The following is a 14,554-nucleotide window of genomic DNA, read 5'->3' on the forward strand; positions in this document are numbered from 1 at the left end:
AATAAAGTAGGTGATTACATGGGAAAATGTTAATACTGACATTTGAAGATAGTGAGGAAGAAATCCTGAATCATATAATATCCTGTGTCAATACGGGAGCAAGAGCATTTCAAGTAATTGAAAATGCAAAAACAAATTTGAGTTATGGAGATATTGTTATTTTGTTGGATAAAAGAGAATTATTTCGAAAGCAGGAAAAAATAGATTTATCTTTTATAGAGTTTGAAATTTTGCATTTATTAATGCGAAGTCCCGGAAGAGTGTTTAGCAAAGAACAAATATATGATATCATATGGAATGAACCTTATTCCGGTGATTATAATGTGGTTATGCGACATATCTGCAATATCAGAGAAAAAATAGAAGATGATCCTGGACAACCATTATATATACAAACAGTACGAGGTGTAGGATATCGGTTTAATGGGAATTTAGGCAGCGAGTGAAATCGCTGCCTATTATTATGGTTTTACAAAGAAGGGAGTTGGTTATGAGAAGATCTTTGTATTTCAGGAGCATCCTGTTTGAGATATTTGGACAGGTTTTGATGTATCAATTCCAACTCTTTTATTTCTTGCTTAAAGGAAACGTATTGAGTATTTAGTGATTCCTTTCTGGAAATAAGATCTGCAATTTGCTCTTGCAACTTATTGGAATTAAGATGTTTCAGATCCATGCCATTTTCCTGTAAAATATGTTCAGCACCCGCGAAAAGAATAATTTGAGATTCATATTTACGGAAATAACGATCTGGATCTTTGGAGCTTTTATAATGGTCGTCGTAAATTTTATTTTTCTGATATTGTTCGGCATATTTTAGCATTTCTCGAAGATGGCGTATCTGAGACTCGAGAGAAACAACAGAGGTATTTACCTCTTTTTGCTGCATATGTAACAAGGCTATGCGGTCTTCAAGTTCTGAAAAATTATGTAGATTATGTGTGAACATCTTGTTATATTCAGCAGAGACAATTTTTAAATTTTCCTTATTTGCCCATTTCTGAAGTCCAATGTTTCCTGCTATATTGGGAGAGTTAGTGCCTATTAACTTATTACGAACAGAAGGAAAGGTAGTTCTGTGAAGCTTATTATTAATGCGTTCTTTGATACGTTCCTTAGTAAAATTTTTTCCTAAAGATTTAGCACTTCCACGCACTGGACGGGACATATCGGGAGAACGAAAGGTAATATATTTTCTGCTGTTTTCGCCAAATTCTGCGTTTTTTATTTCATATCCTTTAGCGTCCATAAATGCAAGAAATTCTGAGTAAGTGGAAACGATTCGGATTGTCTGGTTGATATCTTTTCGCAGCTGCGCTTTCTTACTGGATTCAGATTTATTTGCAGCCCATTCATTGTATTTCATTCCCTTTTTACCATCTGGCATAATTGTGGACAGGTTATGTTCCTGGCATAAAGTGTCGCTGAGATTTCGTATTTTCCAGTAATTCTTTTTACAGTCATGATAATGAGAAAAAGTGATGTTATCTGCAGAACAGAAAATTAAATGGTTATGTACATGAACTTTATCAGTGTGTGTTGTCAGAACATAGGAGTATTTTCCCTCCAGTAAGCGATCTGCAAGTTCTTTGCCAATTTGATGGGCTTCTTCATAGGAAACTTCACCAGGGGAAAATGCCTGAATCAGATGAAATGCCTTATTTGTATTGTGCGGATCTCTGCAGTCATGTGTATGATCCAAAGTGTATTTAAAGTCAAGAACGGCTGTTTCGGGAGAGCAGGCAAAGGAAGAAATATATAGATTCTGGTCAGTTTTATCTGGATTGCAGATGTATTCTATTGCTTTATCAACGGTTGTTTTGATACCATGGATTTTTGTAACTGCCATATTTTTTCCATTAACTCCTTTATATCGTCCAGATCCTTTTGGTAAACTGCATTGGTGCTGTTTATACGATGGGTGATCTGATTCAAATTGCTGCTGATATTGCCCAACAGGGTATTCATTTTTCGGATATGAGAGTAGTCTACTTCATATACAAATCCATATAAGATCATTTTCCGTAGAAAGGCAGATTTGCTTTTCATCCTGGAAAGACGATATTTTTCTTCTAAAATGTATTGTTCGTCATCATTCAAATAAAATTGTACGGGATGAATTCTGGTACGTTTGCTCATTGAAATCCTCCAATTCGTTTTTTTCTATAAAAAAGAGTACAAAAAAACTGTCTAACCAGTTCGGCTATGACAGTTATGGTACTTGGTTTTTTGTTGGTTTGGACAGATGTATCTGTAAGTTATTTTAACAGGACTGGGTGAAAGCGTCAAATTAAGAAATTATAAAATATGAGAGGGCCAGGGATACTCCCTGATACATTTTGGTAGAATGAACCGGAAAGGGAATTTGACAAAATGAGCCAGGTGTCATGACACTGGCAGTGCTTGCTTCTTTTGGGGTGTAGCCTGCAAAGCAGGCTATGCAAAAGCTATAAAACATAAATGGAACTGTGAGAAGTGGTTGAGAATATAATCCTGATAGCGTATAATCAGAGCAAGAAATCGTAAGTGAGGGATAAATTTGAAACGTGAGGAAATTTTTCAATATGTGAAAGAGCAATATGGAACGGAACCGGAATATTTATGGAAAAAAGATCCTGATTCTGCGGTGCTTCGACATAAAAATGGAAAATGGTATGCTATAATTATGGCAGTGGAAAAGAAAACACTGGGATTAGAAGAAGATGGAAAAATTAATATCCTGGATGTAAAATGTGACCCTGATCTGGTTGGGATGTTAATTCAAACGTATGGATTTTTACCGGGGTATCATATGAATAAGCGACACTGGATTACGATTCTTTTGGATGAATCTGTCAGTGAAGCTAAGACGCTAGATTTTCTGGATATGAGTTATGATTTAATTGACAGTGAGAAGTAATTAAAATTAAAAAGGAAGCCTTTCAGAAAAATCTCTGATCGGCTCCCAGGTATTCATTCTGGATATGTATAAGTTGATCTTTGCAACAGGATATTTTCCCAATCTCGTTCATGGCGCAACACTCGGAGAATATGAATCTCTTTTGTTTCTTCCATTATAATATAAAAAATAATAGATGGCGGAAAAGCTCTTTTATGTATGGAATATCCTCTGTACAGAATTTGAGTTCGGGGAAAGGCAGTACTGAACTGGCCTAAATTCTGCATTTGTTCTTTCAGATCAGATTGAAAACGGTCAGCACGTTGCTGGCCGAATTCTTCTTCAATATAATCTGCAATGTCTGTGACATCGTAAATTGCTTCCCAGGTTAAAATAATTTTATATTCTTGCATTTCTTCGTGCATCCCTTAATTCTGTGATTTTGCGAAAAGCATCTTCCAGTGGCAATTCACGACCAGCTTCCATATCATCAATTCCCCGGTCTAACATGCGGAGAAGATGATTGTTTTCCTGGTTTTTATCGGTTGTAGGGACTTTTTTTGTTAATTCCATGAAATCACTCCAATCATACGGTTTATAAATAGTGTATGTTGTTCAGAAGTATCTATCCATAGTTTAGCATAGAATGGGCAGCAATACAATTGAATTATTTTGCAGGAGCGTCCGTCAGACCAAGAAGATATTCGCAGGAAACATTAAATACTTCGGCCAGTGCGACAACTTCGTAGTCGGGAACGAAACGTGTGCCTTGTTCAATTCGCAGGATTGCCAGATCATTAAAATCATATCCTGCAAGTTGTAATTTGGCAGCGAGTGTTTTCTGAGTAAGATTATGAGCCTTTCGTAATTCTTTTACCCGTTGTCCTATTCTGTTTTTACTGTTCGTTTTTTTATCCCAATAAATAATCATTCTGATCCTCAAAAGTTTCTAAAGATGAAGTATTATTATTGATTTTAAGGAAAAATATTGTTACTATACTTCTAAAGATGAAGTTTCGGAAAGTTTATTTGATTTTTGAAATAAGAAAATGATAATGCTGCCTGTAATGAGAAATAATTCTAGTGAGAGGTGGAAAGAAGATGAATGAATTTTATGAAGCAGTATCGAATTTATTTGAGGAATTGCGCTGTGACTCCGGAGAAAGAGAATATACAGTACAGCCGGAAGAATGGAAAGAAGCAGAGAAGAATTTGAAACAAATACAAAAGAAGCTGCCACTACATCTGGAAAAAATCCCAGAGCGTGAGCAGAATTTCTGGAATAAATATCTGGATCAGTTAGAACATTTCCATTATGAAGAGGAGCAGCGGGCTTATTACCAGGGAATGATGGATGTAGTTGAGTTTCTTATTAATATAGGGGCAATAAAGAAATCCACGAATGTTAAGAGAATGATAGAAAAATATGCACGTTAAGAGTGGCGGTATGGGAAACCATACCGCTTCTTCAGAATAATTCAGATAGAATTCAAATGAATTTCAGGGATCTTGTTTATCGTGGTCTGTAGGAATTTTGTATGTGCGCAGGTATGCTTCTACGATGGCAAGGATAGCGGTAATTTGCTCATCGTTGCATTTTGACAGGTACATGAGCAGGCGTTGATAATCAAGATTATCTGTATGATTGTTTGGATAAAACAATGGTTCAGGAGGAACATTTAAAGCGCGTACCAGTTTTCTGATTTTATGAAAACTGGGAACTCGGCCCCCATTTTCAATTTCCTTTAAATATCGGCTGGACATTTCTGCTTTTTCAGCTAATTCTTCATAAGTCAATTTTTGCTCGTGTCGGGCGTTCTTAAAAAACAATCCCAGTTCTTTATCTGTTTGTTTTGGCATATGATACACCTCCATGTTTAGTGTATAGTTCCCTTTCTTGAAAGAAAATGAACTAATATTTCACTAAAAAAGAGGGTGATATTTCACTTTTTAAAAGACATATAAAATTCTGAATTTCCGTAAAACAGATCCGGAGGTATAGGAAAGATTAAGAATTTTATTGTCTGGTATCATATCCGTCATTACGTGACGGATGAAATAGATAAATAGTTCAAAAAAGCAAATAAATTTCTTTACCTCAAAAAGTGAATTATATGCCACAAAAAATGATGGCAAAATATTATCTTTTGATATAAATAGCGTCCGATGGGCTAAAAACTACCCATTAGGACGTTTTTTATATACCTCAAAATACAGGAAAAACAATTTTCTCGTATTTATTAAGAAATTTTTTAAAAATTTCTTCCCACGCCCCGACAAATGCACTCATCCGTTTGGGATATGTGTGAAGGGGAAGCAAGAACTTTGCTTATTGCCTACCGGCGGGGAAGGAGGTGAACTCTTATGGAGCAATCCTCTTTTCAAGATGAGCAGACAGTCAGACATCAGTTTGATTCTCTGTGCAAGCTGGCATTGAAAAGTGAAGTTATTAATTATGAAAAGCATATGGCATATCGCCAGAAGTATGAAGTGATGTTGTCAGAATTATCAGAAAAGGAGTTGAGCAGACTTTTTATAATGGATGAGCATGAAATGGAAACACATCGTTTTCAGGTCCTGGGTTACGACATAGAAGTCAAAGATGCATTGATTGCTGAAGCACTGCAGACACTTACTGAAAAGAAAAGGAATGTTGTGTTATTATCATATTTTATGGATATGAGTGATGCAGACATTGCCAGAGAAATGAATCTTGTACGCAGCACAATTAATGAGCATCGTAGACGATCACTGGAACTGATGAGAAAAAATATGGAGGAATCTGCAAATGAAAAAAAGTAAAAAACAGAAATGCGCATTTGATTTGCTGCCATTCCATGTTATTGAGGCAGCATCAACTGGTGATACTGAGGCAATCCAGGCAGTGTTGAAGCATTATGAAGGGTACATAACAGTTTTGGCTACCAGAAAAATGTTTGACGAATTTGGACAGGTGCATTACTGTGTAGATGAAACTCTGCGTCAACGCCTGGAAGCAAAACTGATTACTAAGACCTTGGGATTTGATACGAAATCATATGTAAGGAAAAGTAATCAGTAAAGGGAGTATTTAATATAGATTCCTTTTCCCCTTCAGGAATTTTTGTACCTTGAAAATTGTATATTGTTTTACATACAGGACGTGAAGATATGTAGAGCCACTAGGTAAATCCGCCATGATATATCTGCTCTGTTAATGGAGTAAATACGAGGAAATGCTGAAATATAACATTGAAGTAAAGGTATGGAGCGAGAAGAATTTGACAAAATGTGTAGCAGCTGCACAGGGCGACGAAGCATATCTGTGATAATGATACTTCCAGAAAAAAAACTGGTCATATTTAATGACGGTGCAAAACCGATGTGGGCAGAGTACTGAACTGCCACCTGTATTGTAATTTTATCTGCCGATGACAGTGTATAAAATTGTAAATTGTCATGGGCAGATAAAAATGTTTTGTCCAAAGAGAAAAGGAGGAGAGAAGAGTGGCGATTAAAATTGAAAAAGGTAAGATTCCAATTTGGGAAAAATATATGCTTACGGTGGATGAAGCAGTGCAATATTTTGGAATAGGTGAAAAGAAAATAAGGATGCTTATTTCGGAACATCTAAATTCAGAATGTTGCTTTACAGTCCAGGTGGGGTGTAAGTCATTGATTAACCGTAAGAAATTTGAGGCCTTTCTGGATCAGACTACGTCTTTGTAAAAAATATACGAACAATTTAGCACTTTAAAGTGGAAATGTTAGCCCTGGTATGATATAATACCTATATCGTGCTAGGGCTTCTTCGTAGAAAGGGGCGAAGACGTTTGGGTAAAACAAAACGTGACCAAAAACGACGAGATAAAAAAGGTCGAATTTTACGAAACGGAGAAAGTCAGAGAAAAGATGGAAGATATGCGTTTGTATATACAGATTGTTATGGAAAGCAGAAGTTTTTGTATAGTTGGAAATTAGAGCCAACAGATTCTCTGCCAACTGGATGCAGACCATGCTTAGCTCTAAGGGAAAAAGAAAAAAATATCCAAAGAGATTTACATGATGGTATAGTACCTTACGGAGGAAATTTAACAGTTTTGGATTTGGTTCAAAAATATATTGGACAAAAAAAGGGGGTTCGTCATAACACTCAGGCGAACTATGATTTTGTGATCAATATAATAAAAAAAGAAGAATTCGGAACCAGAAGAATAGATAAAATAAAATTGTCGGATGCAAAAGCATGGTTTATTAAGCTGCAAACAGATGGAAGAGGATACAGTTCCATTCACAGTGTGCGTGGAATTGTAAGACCTGCATTTCAGATGGCAGTTGAAGATGATTTACTGCGCAAGAATCCTTTTGAATTTCAATTATGTACAGTTGTCGTAAATGACAGTATTACAAGACAGGCAATTACAAAAGAACAGGAAGAGTTATTTCTGGAGTTTATCAGAAATGATGACCATTACTCAAAATACTATAATGGAATGTTTATTTTGTTTAAGACTGGACTTCGTATTTCTGAGTTTTGTGGATTGACAGTGAAAGATATTGATCTTCAGGAGAGAAAAATCAATGTAAATCATCAGCTTCAGAGAACCAGAGGAATGCAATACGTTATTGAAGATACCAAAACTTCAAGTGGAACACGAATGTTGCCGATGACAGATGAAGTTTATGAATGTTTTGAACAGATTGTGAAAAACCGTAAAAAAGTAAGGGTTGAGCCGATTATAGATGGATATAGTCGATTCTTATTCCTGGATAAAAAAGATATGCCTGAGGTAGCACTTCATTGGGAAAAACATTTTCAGTGGGCGTTAGGAAAGTATAATCGTACTCATGAGGAACAAATGCCAAAGATCACGCCTCATGTATGTAGGCATACATATTGTTCCAATATGGCGAAAGCTGGAATGAATCCGAAAGCACTCCAATATTTAATGGGACATTCTGATATAGGGGTTACGTTAAATGTATATACGCATCTGGGATTAATTGATGCAAAAGAAGAGATGAATAGGATTGCAAAACTGGCATAGTATGATAAAATAATAGAAAAAAGAATTAAAAATAATCTGATTATAAGGTTCTTAGAAAGCCTGTTTTCCAGGCTGATTATTACTAAGAAGTTACTAAATTTGGATAAGAAAATATACGAATTTATGCTGTGATATACAGGAAAATGACAGGATTGAAGATTATCGGAAAATGCCTGTAAACAGCGTAAATACAGCATTTCAAGGAGTTTTAAGCAATGATAAGTGTGTTATTTGTCTGCCACGGCAATATCTGCAGATCAACCATGGCCGAGAGTGTTTTTACGCACAAAGTAAAAACGCTCGGCCTTTCAGATCAGTTTTTGATCGACAGTTTTGCAACAAGTACAGAGGAGATTGGGAATCCACCTCACAGAGGAACAGTGAACAAGCTGAGAGAAGTGGGAATACCACTGGTTCCGCACAGAGCGAAGCAGATTACGTGGGCGGATTATGAAAAATCCGATTATATTATTGGTATGGATTCTGCTAATATGCGTAATCTTAACAGGATGCTGAAGAATGACCCGGAAGAGAAGCTTTATAAGTTTCTGACTTTTGCCGGATCAGGACGGGATATTGCGGATCCTTGGTATACAGGAAATTTTGACGAAACTTATGAAGATATACAGGAAGGTTGTGAGGGATTTCTGGATTATCTGGAGAAACATGGAGAAATCCATTACTGATATTTCGGAATGAGACACAAATCTGAAACAATACAAAAGGTATGACAGCAAAAGGCAGCGGAAGCTGCTTTTTCTGTCGATGAAAACTTCTTTACAAATCTGAAAACTTCTATTATACTTGTCCATACAGCAGGCAACTCAGATTCAGCAGAGAAATCTGCTCTCTGCAATTCTACAGTGGAAGTTCTTTCCACAGAAATATCTAATCATGTTATCAGATCAGAATCATTTTGTGCGTCGTTGTGAGAACGCACAGGATTTTGTCGGGACATTCGTCCGCTTTGTTTCACAGAAAGGAAATTAAATATGGAAAAAAGTTATGAAACTTTTGTCACGGACTTGAGAAAGCTTCTTCTTGCGGCTATGGACCTGAAGGAAGAAGAAATTTATTTTTCAAACGATGGAGAAAAATATGGCTGTTTGGGAGATAGGCTATTTGTAGAGAGTGGTCATATGGAAAAGGCAAAAACAGTCTGCGGGTTGCATACAGAAGAGCTTTATAAAAGGTACTGTCAGGAACATTCTTTTGAAAATATCGTTCATGATTGTGTTAGGGAGATAAAAAAAGTCAGTGAAAATTGTGTGCTATGTGATTTGGACGATCTGAAAGATTATGAGAAGGTAAAAAGCAGACTTTTTATTCGACTTCTGAATGCAGATAAAAACAGGACTATACTGAAGGAGTTGGTTCATCACAAAATCGGAGATATTGCTTTAGTGGTTTATTATCTTGCAGGAGAAAAAGAGGGATATGTTCTGAGTGCAAAGATCAAGAAAAGCTTTGTGGAGAAATGGGGAAAAGATGCGGATACTGTTTTCGAAGCTGCTCTAATAAATACATATTTTATCAGTCCACCAAGAATCTATCATTGGGAAAAAATGCTGTTTGATAAGACATATGAAGGAGATAATTTCATGGATATCCTTGGAACATACCATCCAAATAAAGGGATTGCCGGGAATTGCCTGAGTACAGAAAAGCGTACTAATGGAGCGGCAGCAATCTTTTTGCCCGGGGTAGCCAGACGTCTTTCTGAACTTCTGGGGTCAGACCTGTATCTGGTTTTTACCAGTGTTCATGAAGTAATGGTCCATAATGCGGATGTGGTTTATCCGGAAGATTTGAAAGAAGTTTTAAGTGATACGCTCGAGAAAGCAACTCCGGAAGAGGACTATCTGACATCTTCCATTTATCGATACAGCAGAAGGAGTGGTGAATTCTCTGTGGAATTGAAATGAGCTAAAGAGAGGTGACATATGGAAGTGCTTTGAGTTTATCGTTATTTGGGCATTAGAACAGAAATTAAGGCCGGAATCCATCATAAAGAATGAAATTCCGGCCAGGTTCTTTCCATGTGTTATGCTGTTTGTCTAACTATTATAAGAGTTCTTTTTTTGTGGTTTAGCTGAGAAGTGCGGAATCGTTGGAAAATTCTTCACCGCTGGCTTCTTCGAATTTGTCCAGGAGATCTTTGACTGTAAGCTTTTTCTTTTCTTCGCCCTGGATATCCAGAATGATCTTTCCCTCCCACATCATGATCAGACGATTGCCGTGAGTGATTGCATCACGCATGTTATGGGTGATCATCATGGTTGTCAGATGATCGCGGTTTACGATCATGTCTGTGATCTCGAGAACCTTGGCTGCAGTCTTCGGATCAAGAGCAGCAGTGTGCTCATCCAGAAGAAGAAGCTGAGGCTTCTTTAAAGTTGCCATCAGAAGTGTCAATGCCTGACGCTGGCCACCGGAGAGGAGTCCGACTTTGGAAGTGAGCCGGTCCTCAAGACCAAGACCGAGAATCTTCAGGAGTTCGTGGTATTCTTCCCGTTCCTGGCGGGTAATGCCCGGACGGAGAAGGCGGGATTTTCCGCGGCGTTTGGCAAGAGCGAGATTTTCTTCAATTCCCATAGTTGCAGCAGTTCCGGTCATAGGATCCTGGAATACACGGCCAAGATACGCGGCTCTTTTATATTCGGAAAGTTTTGTGACATCGGTTCCACCGATAATGATTTTTCCGGAATCTACAGGCCAGGCACCTGCAACTGCATTCAGCATAGTGGATTTTCCGGCGCCGTTTCCTCCGATGACTGTAACAAAATCACCTTCGTTCAGATGAAGATCCACGCCGTTTAAAGCAACCTTTTCATTGATGGTGCCCGGATTAAATGTTTTATGTATATCGATCAGTTTCAGCATGATCATTTACCTCCCTGTTTGGCTTTTGTAAAGTATTTGCCCTTCCAGTATGGGAAAGCAAGGAACAATGCGACGACGAGTGCGGAAAGCATTTTCAGAAGGTCTGTATCAATTCCCATCCAGATAACAATTTGAAGTACCAGATAATAAAGAATAGAACCAAATACAACGCTTAACAGCTTCAGTGCAAAGTTGCGGAAAATACGGCTGAAGATCGCTTCACCGATAATTACTGCAGCAAGACCGATAACGATAGAACCACGTCCCATGTTGATATCTGCAAATCCCTGGTACTGTGTGAGAAGAGCGCCGGAAAGAGCAACAAGTCCGTTGGAAAGCATCAGTCCCAGAACCTTATTGCGGTCTGTGTTGATACCCTGTGCACGGGACATGCTTGGATTACATCCGGTCGCACGCAGGGAACATCCGAGTTCAGTTCCGAAGAACCAGTAAAGGACTGCAATCAGAATGATGATCATAATTGCTACGATAAAAAGCGTATTCTGTGTCAGAGCAACACCCTTGACACGTCGAAGGGATACCAGAAGATTAAATTTATCAACATTGATCGCCTGGTTTGCTTTTCCCATGATCTTTAGGTTGATAGAATAAAGGGAAAGCTGTGTCAGGATTCCGGCAAGGATAGCCGGGATGCCCATAAAGGTATGAAAAATACCAGTGGCAAGACCGGCCAGAAGTCCGGCTCCTGTTGCAACCAGCATGGACACCCATACATTGTGTCCGCTGAGCATCATCATGATACAAACAGCGCCGCCTGTACATAAAGTTCCGTCAACGGTAAGATCCGCAATATCAAGAATGCGGAATGTAATGTACACACCGATCGCCATGATTCCCCAGATAAGCCCCTGTGCGGCAGCTCCTGGAAGTGCGGTTATTAAACTCATAATCTGCATGTTAAATTATCCTCCTCTTTTTTATGCACGAACAGCGAGAAGGGGAACTCCCTTCTCGCTGTATCAGTGTATAATAGGTTTTTTACCGATTATTCAGCTGTTTTATCTGTTTCGATTGCTTCATATCCATCCGGAATTTTAATACCAAGCTCGTCACAGATGTCTTTGTTGTATTCTTTTGTGAATTTTGGTGCATATTCAATCGGCATTTTGGAGATATCTTTACCATCCTGAAGGATGCTGACTGCCATTTCGCCGGTTTTGTATCCAAGATCATAGTAGCTGATGGAAAGTGTTGCAACACCACATGCCTGGCAGATACCTTCTTCACCAGCGATTACCGGAACCTTTGCCGGAAGACAGATGTTGTTGATGATCTCAGTATTGGATGCTACAGTATTATCTGTAGGTGCATAGATCACATCACTGTCATTGGCAGCTGTGGTAACAACGGATGAAAGATCGTTGGAATCAGAGAATGCATAATCTTCACAGGTATAACCAAGCTTCTCAAGAGCATCTTTTACTGTATCTACCTGATACTGGGAGTTTGGCTCTGCTGAGCAGTAGAGAAGTCCGACATTTTTTGCATCCGGGAAAAGCTCATGGAGCATATCGGCCTGCTCATCAAGAGGAGCAAGATCAGAAGTACCGGAAATGTTCCCGCCTACTGTTCCGTCAAAGTCATCGATTCCAAGAGCGACACCATATTCGGTAACGGCTGTTCCAAGGATTGGGATATCGGAAGTTCCGGCAGCTGCAGCCTGAAGAGATGCGGTTGCGTTTGCAAGGATCAGGTCTGCCCCTTCTGAAACAAAGCTGTTGATAATGGTAGAACAGGTATTAGAATCACCCTGTGCATTTTGCTCGTCAAATTTTACGGAATCACCCATCTTTTCAGTGATGGCATCCTCAAAACCCTTGGTTGCGGCATCCAGTGCGTCATGCTGGACCAGCTGGCAGATACCTATTGTGTAAGTCTTTTCTTCTTTGGCGCTTACTGTGGCAGCACAGGTTCCTGTTACAAGAGCTGCTGCGAGTACAGCTGTTAAAATACGCTTTTTCATATTGTTTTCCTCCTCACGATGTTGCTATATTTTTGGATTATTTAAAAATACAACACTGATTGTGTTAATATAACACTTTAACGCTTAAAAGTCAAGAAGAATTAACGTGAAAATATGTTGAGTAAACAGATCCGGAAAACAAAATAAAGCATGAAATGAAATGCAGGCACAGGAAAAAACATACAGTCATATCATATTGTGAATGAAATTCTTAAGGAGAAAGAACATGGCATATAAAATCGTTCTGGATGCCGGACATGGTGGAGAAGATCCGGGTGCTGTTTATAAAGATCGCAAGGAAAAGGATGACAATTTGAAACTGACCCTTGCAGTAGGAAAGATCCTGGAAGAGAATGGCGTAGATGTGGTTTATACCAGGACTACAGATGTTTATCAGACTCCTTTTGAAAAAGCGAAAGCTGCAAATGAAGCTGGAGCAGATTTTTTTATTTCTTTTCATCGCAACAGCAGTTCCAAGCCGGAACAATACAATGGAGTTGAAGTACTGGTCTATGATAAGAAAGGCATTAAATATCAGATGGCACAGAATATCCTGGGAGCATTGGGAGAACTGGGGTTTCGGGAACTGGGCGTAAAAGAACGTCCGGGGCTGGTAGTGCTCCGGCGCACAAAAATGCCGGCACTTTTGATCGAGACCGGATTTATAAACTCGGAAAAGGATAATCAGCTTTTTGAAAAAAAATTCGAAGAGATTGCCAGAAGCATCGCAGATGCCATTCTGGGAACATTGAATGAGGAAACGGTGGAAGAGCCATTGTATTATCGGGTACAGACAGGAGCATTTCGAAATCGGGAAAATGCAGACAGGATGTTGTATCAGCTGACAGATCAGGGATTTCCGGCGTTTATCCTGAGAGAGAATGATCTTTACAAAGTTCAGGTAGGAGCATATATGCAGCTAGGAAATGCGGTCAATATGGAACAAAGGCTGAGGGACAGTGGATATAGCACAGTGATCGTTACAAAATAGAAAACAGATGATCTGTTAGTGCATCTGCCACGAAAGAGTGATATGATTAGGCAATACAGAAAGCTGGATAAGGGATACCTGTCAGATAAATATCTTTTGATCCGGGATTTAGCTGCAGATGGTAAAGAAAGGACATAGAAAATAATGTACGAAGAGTTTCTGAAACAGATAGAAGATTTCATGTTTATAGAAGATAAGCCGGAAAAAGCGGATGTGATCTTTGTTCCGGGAAACGGATATCCTCAAATGGCGGAAAAAGCAGCGGAGCTTTACAGGAATGGGTTTGCACCAAAGATCCTGCCCAGTGGAAGATACAGTATCACAGCAGGGAGATTTACAGGAGTTCTTGACAAGAAAGAATGTTATTGTGGGACATACAAAACGGAATGGGATTTTTTGAAAGATGTTCTGATGCAGAATGGTGTACCGGAAGAAGCGATTCTGAAAGAAGATCAGGCAACCTACACTTATGAGAACGCAATTTATTCCCGGCAGGTAACAGACAGAGAATACCTGGATATCAAAAAGGCGATTCTCTGCTGTAAAACCTGTCATGCAAGACGTGCGTTGATGTATTACAAGTTGCTTTATCCGGATACGGAATTCTTTGTGAGTTCGTGTTGTGTGGATTCTATAGATAAAAATACGTGGATTATGACAAATGATGGAATTGATGAGGTAATGGGGGAAATAACTAGAATAATTAAACAATTTTCATTGATGCTCAAAAAAAATTAATTGAACAAAATCGCTGCGCGATGGCCTACCAAGGCTATGGCATAGCGATTTTC

The 14,554-nt window shown here is 38.7% G+C and carries 20 protein-coding genes; 11 read left to right on the plus strand and 9 right to left on the minus strand.

What is annotated here, in order from left to right:
• Window positions 1-26: 26 nt before the first annotated feature.
• A complete protein-coding gene (locus NE671_RS10340) occupies window positions 27-446 on the plus strand; it encodes a winged helix-turn-helix domain-containing protein (RefSeq protein WP_256163957.1) in 420 nt (139 codons plus the stop codon).
• A 23-nt stretch (window positions 447-469) separates the two neighbouring features.
• Here NE671_RS10340 and NE671_RS10345 read toward each other — a convergent pair whose 3' ends face one another.
• Both NE671_RS10345 and NE671_RS10350 read right to left on the minus strand, forming a co-directional pair.
• Window positions 470-1,849 (minus strand): relaxase/mobilization nuclease domain-containing protein, encoded by a 1,380-nt coding sequence (locus NE671_RS10345; RefSeq protein ID WP_256163959.1) that lies wholly within the window; start codon window positions 1,847-1,849, stop codon window positions 470-472.
• Window positions 1,798-2,139 carry a MobC family plasmid mobilization relaxosome protein gene (locus NE671_RS10350; protein ID WP_118063470.1) on the minus strand — a complete coding sequence of 114 codons (342 nt, stop codon included), beginning with the start codon at window positions 2,137-2,139 and terminating at the stop codon, window positions 1,798-1,800. The genes NE671_RS10345 and NE671_RS10350 overlap by 52 nt, the downstream gene beginning before the upstream one ends.
• A gap of 400 nt (window positions 2,140-2,539) precedes the next feature.
• Here NE671_RS10350 and NE671_RS10355 point away from each other — a divergent pair, with 400 nt between their 5' ends.
• Window positions 2,540-2,899 (plus strand): MmcQ/YjbR family DNA-binding protein, encoded by a 360-nt coding sequence (locus NE671_RS10355; protein WP_173683077.1) that lies wholly within the window; start codon window positions 2,540-2,542, stop codon window positions 2,897-2,899.
• A gap of 53 nt (window positions 2,900-2,952) precedes the next feature.
• Here NE671_RS10355 and NE671_RS10360 read toward each other — a convergent pair whose 3' ends face one another.
• The 3 genes from NE671_RS10360 to NE671_RS10370 form a co-directional block, all read right to left on the minus strand.
• The gene (locus NE671_RS10360) at window positions 2,953-3,291 is read right to left on the minus strand and encodes a type II toxin-antitoxin system RelE/ParE family toxin (protein ID WP_015524619.1); all 339 of its coding nucleotides are present in this window, start codon (window positions 3,289-3,291) and stop codon (window positions 2,953-2,955) included.
• Window positions 3,278-3,451, minus strand: coding sequence for a hypothetical protein (locus tag NE671_RS10365; protein WP_005426514.1), 174 nt, complete (start codon window positions 3,449-3,451; stop codon window positions 3,278-3,280). Before NE671_RS10365 ends, NE671_RS10360 begins: the two co-directional genes overlap by 14 nt.
• A gap of 94 nt (window positions 3,452-3,545) precedes the next feature.
• The gene (locus NE671_RS10370; protein ID WP_015541275.1) at window positions 3,546-3,809 is read right to left on the minus strand and encodes a helix-turn-helix domain-containing protein; all 264 of its coding nucleotides are present in this window, start codon (window positions 3,807-3,809) and stop codon (window positions 3,546-3,548) included.
• A 170-nt stretch (window positions 3,810-3,979) separates the two neighbouring features.
• Between NE671_RS10370 and NE671_RS10375 the strand changes: the two genes are divergently transcribed.
• Window positions 3,980-4,315, plus strand: coding sequence for a hypothetical protein (locus tag NE671_RS10375; protein WP_005426510.1), 336 nt, complete (start codon window positions 3,980-3,982; stop codon window positions 4,313-4,315).
• Between the two features lie 63 nt (window positions 4,316-4,378).
• On the opposite strand, the gene NE671_RS10380 is transcribed toward NE671_RS10375, so the two are convergent.
• Window positions 4,379-4,738: a helix-turn-helix domain-containing protein gene (locus NE671_RS10380; RefSeq protein WP_015524620.1), complete on the minus strand. Its 360-nt coding sequence runs from the start codon at window positions 4,736-4,738 to the stop codon at window positions 4,379-4,381.
• A 504-nt stretch (window positions 4,739-5,242) separates the two neighbouring features.
• On the opposite strand from NE671_RS10380, the gene NE671_RS10385 reads away from it, so the two are divergent.
• The 6 genes from NE671_RS10385 (at window position 5,243) to NE671_RS10410 (ending at window position 9,830) form a co-directional block, all read left to right on the plus strand.
• Window positions 5,243-5,680 carry an RNA polymerase sigma factor gene (locus tag NE671_RS10385; protein ID WP_005426505.1) on the plus strand — a complete coding sequence of 146 codons (438 nt, stop codon included), beginning with the start codon at window positions 5,243-5,245 and terminating at the stop codon, window positions 5,678-5,680.
• Complete coding sequence (locus tag NE671_RS10390) at window positions 5,667-5,939, plus strand: helix-turn-helix domain-containing protein (RefSeq protein ID WP_015541278.1); 273 nt, start codon at window positions 5,667-5,669, stop codon at window positions 5,937-5,939. The genes NE671_RS10385 and NE671_RS10390 overlap by 14 nt, the downstream gene beginning before the upstream one ends.
• 425 nt (window positions 5,940-6,364) lie before the next feature.
• Entirely contained in the window at window positions 6,365-6,586 is a 222-nt protein-coding gene (locus NE671_RS10395) for an excisionase (protein ID WP_021650362.1), read from the plus strand.
• A gap of 104 nt (window positions 6,587-6,690) precedes the next feature.
• The gene (locus NE671_RS10400) at window positions 6,691-7,905 is read left to right on the plus strand and encodes a site-specific integrase (protein WP_173740458.1); all 1,215 of its coding nucleotides are present in this window, start codon (window positions 6,691-6,693) and stop codon (window positions 7,903-7,905) included.
• Window positions 7,906-8,120: 215 nt separating this feature from the next.
• Window positions 8,121-8,591 (plus strand): low molecular weight protein-tyrosine-phosphatase, encoded by a 471-nt coding sequence (locus NE671_RS10405; protein ID WP_015524623.1) that lies wholly within the window; start codon window positions 8,121-8,123, stop codon window positions 8,589-8,591.
• A gap of 306 nt (window positions 8,592-8,897) precedes the next feature.
• Window positions 8,898-9,830, plus strand: coding sequence for a DUF5688 family protein (locus NE671_RS10410; RefSeq protein ID WP_129975279.1), 933 nt, complete (start codon window positions 8,898-8,900; stop codon window positions 9,828-9,830).
• A gap of 163 nt (window positions 9,831-9,993) precedes the next feature.
• On the opposite strand, the gene NE671_RS10415 is transcribed toward NE671_RS10410, so the two are convergent.
• From NE671_RS10415 to NE671_RS10425, 3 genes are all read right to left on the minus strand, one after another.
• Complete coding sequence (locus tag NE671_RS10415; RefSeq protein ID WP_021977269.1) at window positions 9,994-10,788, minus strand: ABC transporter ATP-binding protein; 795 nt, start codon at window positions 10,786-10,788, stop codon at window positions 9,994-9,996.
• 2 nt (window positions 10,789-10,790) lie between these two features.
• Window positions 10,791-11,705, minus strand: a complete 915-nt coding sequence (locus tag NE671_RS10420) for an ABC transporter permease (RefSeq protein WP_022427133.1) — start codon at window positions 11,703-11,705, stop codon at window positions 10,791-10,793.
• Window positions 11,706-11,794: 89 nt separating this feature from the next.
• Window positions 11,795-12,772 carry an ABC transporter substrate-binding protein gene (locus tag NE671_RS10425; RefSeq protein WP_044960660.1) on the minus strand — a complete coding sequence of 326 codons (978 nt, stop codon included), beginning with the start codon at window positions 12,770-12,772 and terminating at the stop codon, window positions 11,795-11,797.
• Window positions 12,773-12,998: 226 nt separating this feature from the next.
• Here NE671_RS10425 and NE671_RS10430 point away from each other — a divergent pair, with 226 nt between their 5' ends.
• Complete coding sequence (locus NE671_RS10430) at window positions 12,999-13,763, plus strand: N-acetylmuramoyl-L-alanine amidase (protein WP_110102449.1); 765 nt, start codon at window positions 12,999-13,001, stop codon at window positions 13,761-13,763.
• 144 nt (window positions 13,764-13,907) lie between these two features.
• Window positions 13,908-14,501, plus strand: coding sequence for a YdcF family protein (locus NE671_RS10435; protein WP_021650371.1), 594 nt, complete (start codon window positions 13,908-13,910; stop codon window positions 14,499-14,501).
• Window positions 14,502-14,554: the final 53 nt, after the last annotated feature.

The sequence above is a fragment of the Blautia sp. DFI.9.10 genome (genome assembly GCF_024461705.1).
Taxonomy (GTDB): Bacteria; Bacillota; Clostridia; order Lachnospirales; family Lachnospiraceae; genus Blautia_A; species Blautia_A fusiformis.

What these genes read in the sequence shown, in the direction of transcription:
- NE671_RS10370 (WP_015541275.1), bottom strand. Translation starts at nt 3,809, where the DNA reads ATGATTATTTATTGGGATAAAAAAACGAACAGTAAAAACAGAATAGGA.
- NE671_RS10405 (WP_015524623.1), top strand. Translation starts at nt 8,121, where the DNA reads ATGATAAGTGTGTTATTTGTCTGCCACGGCAATATCTGCAGATCAACC.
- NE671_RS10425 (WP_044960660.1), bottom strand. Translation starts at nt 12,772, where the DNA reads ATGAAAAAGCGTATTTTAACAGCTGTACTCGCAGCAGCTCTTGTAACA.
- NE671_RS10415 (WP_021977269.1), bottom strand. Translation starts at nt 10,788, where the DNA reads ATGCTGAAACTGATCGATATACATAAAACATTTAATCCGGGCACCATC.
- NE671_RS10435 (WP_021650371.1), top strand. Translation starts at nt 13,908, where the DNA reads ATGTACGAAGAGTTTCTGAAACAGATAGAAGATTTCATGTTTATAGAA.
- NE671_RS10390 (WP_015541278.1), top strand. Translation starts at nt 5,667, where the DNA reads ATGAAAAAAAGTAAAAAACAGAAATGCGCATTTGATTTGCTGCCATTC.
- NE671_RS10365 (WP_005426514.1), bottom strand. Translation starts at nt 3,451, where the DNA reads ATGGAATTAACAAAAAAAGTCCCTACAACCGATAAAAACCAGGAAAAC.
- NE671_RS10340 (WP_256163957.1), top strand. Translation starts at nt 27, where the DNA reads ATGTTAATACTGACATTTGAAGATAGTGAGGAAGAAATCCTGAATCAT.
- NE671_RS10430 (WP_110102449.1), top strand. Translation starts at nt 12,999, where the DNA reads ATGGCATATAAAATCGTTCTGGATGCCGGACATGGTGGAGAAGATCCG.
- NE671_RS10410 (WP_129975279.1), top strand. Translation starts at nt 8,898, where the DNA reads ATGGAAAAAAGTTATGAAACTTTTGTCACGGACTTGAGAAAGCTTCTT.
- NE671_RS10385 (WP_005426505.1), top strand. Translation starts at nt 5,243, where the DNA reads ATGGAGCAATCCTCTTTTCAAGATGAGCAGACAGTCAGACATCAGTTT.
- NE671_RS10350 (WP_118063470.1), bottom strand. Translation starts at nt 2,139, where the DNA reads ATGAGCAAACGTACCAGAATTCATCCCGTACAATTTTATTTGAATGAT.
- NE671_RS10420 (WP_022427133.1), bottom strand. Translation starts at nt 11,705, where the DNA reads ATGCAGATTATGAGTTTAATAACCGCACTTCCAGGAGCTGCCGCACAG.
- NE671_RS10345 (WP_256163959.1), bottom strand. Translation starts at nt 1,849, where the DNA reads ATGGCAGTTACAAAAATCCATGGTATCAAAACAACCGTTGATAAAGCA.
- NE671_RS10380 (WP_015524620.1), bottom strand. Translation starts at nt 4,738, where the DNA reads ATGCCAAAACAAACAGATAAAGAACTGGGATTGTTTTTTAAGAACGCC.
- NE671_RS10360 (WP_015524619.1), bottom strand. Translation starts at nt 3,291, where the DNA reads ATGCAAGAATATAAAATTATTTTAACCTGGGAAGCAATTTACGATGTC.
- NE671_RS10375 (WP_005426510.1), top strand. Translation starts at nt 3,980, where the DNA reads ATGAATGAATTTTATGAAGCAGTATCGAATTTATTTGAGGAATTGCGC.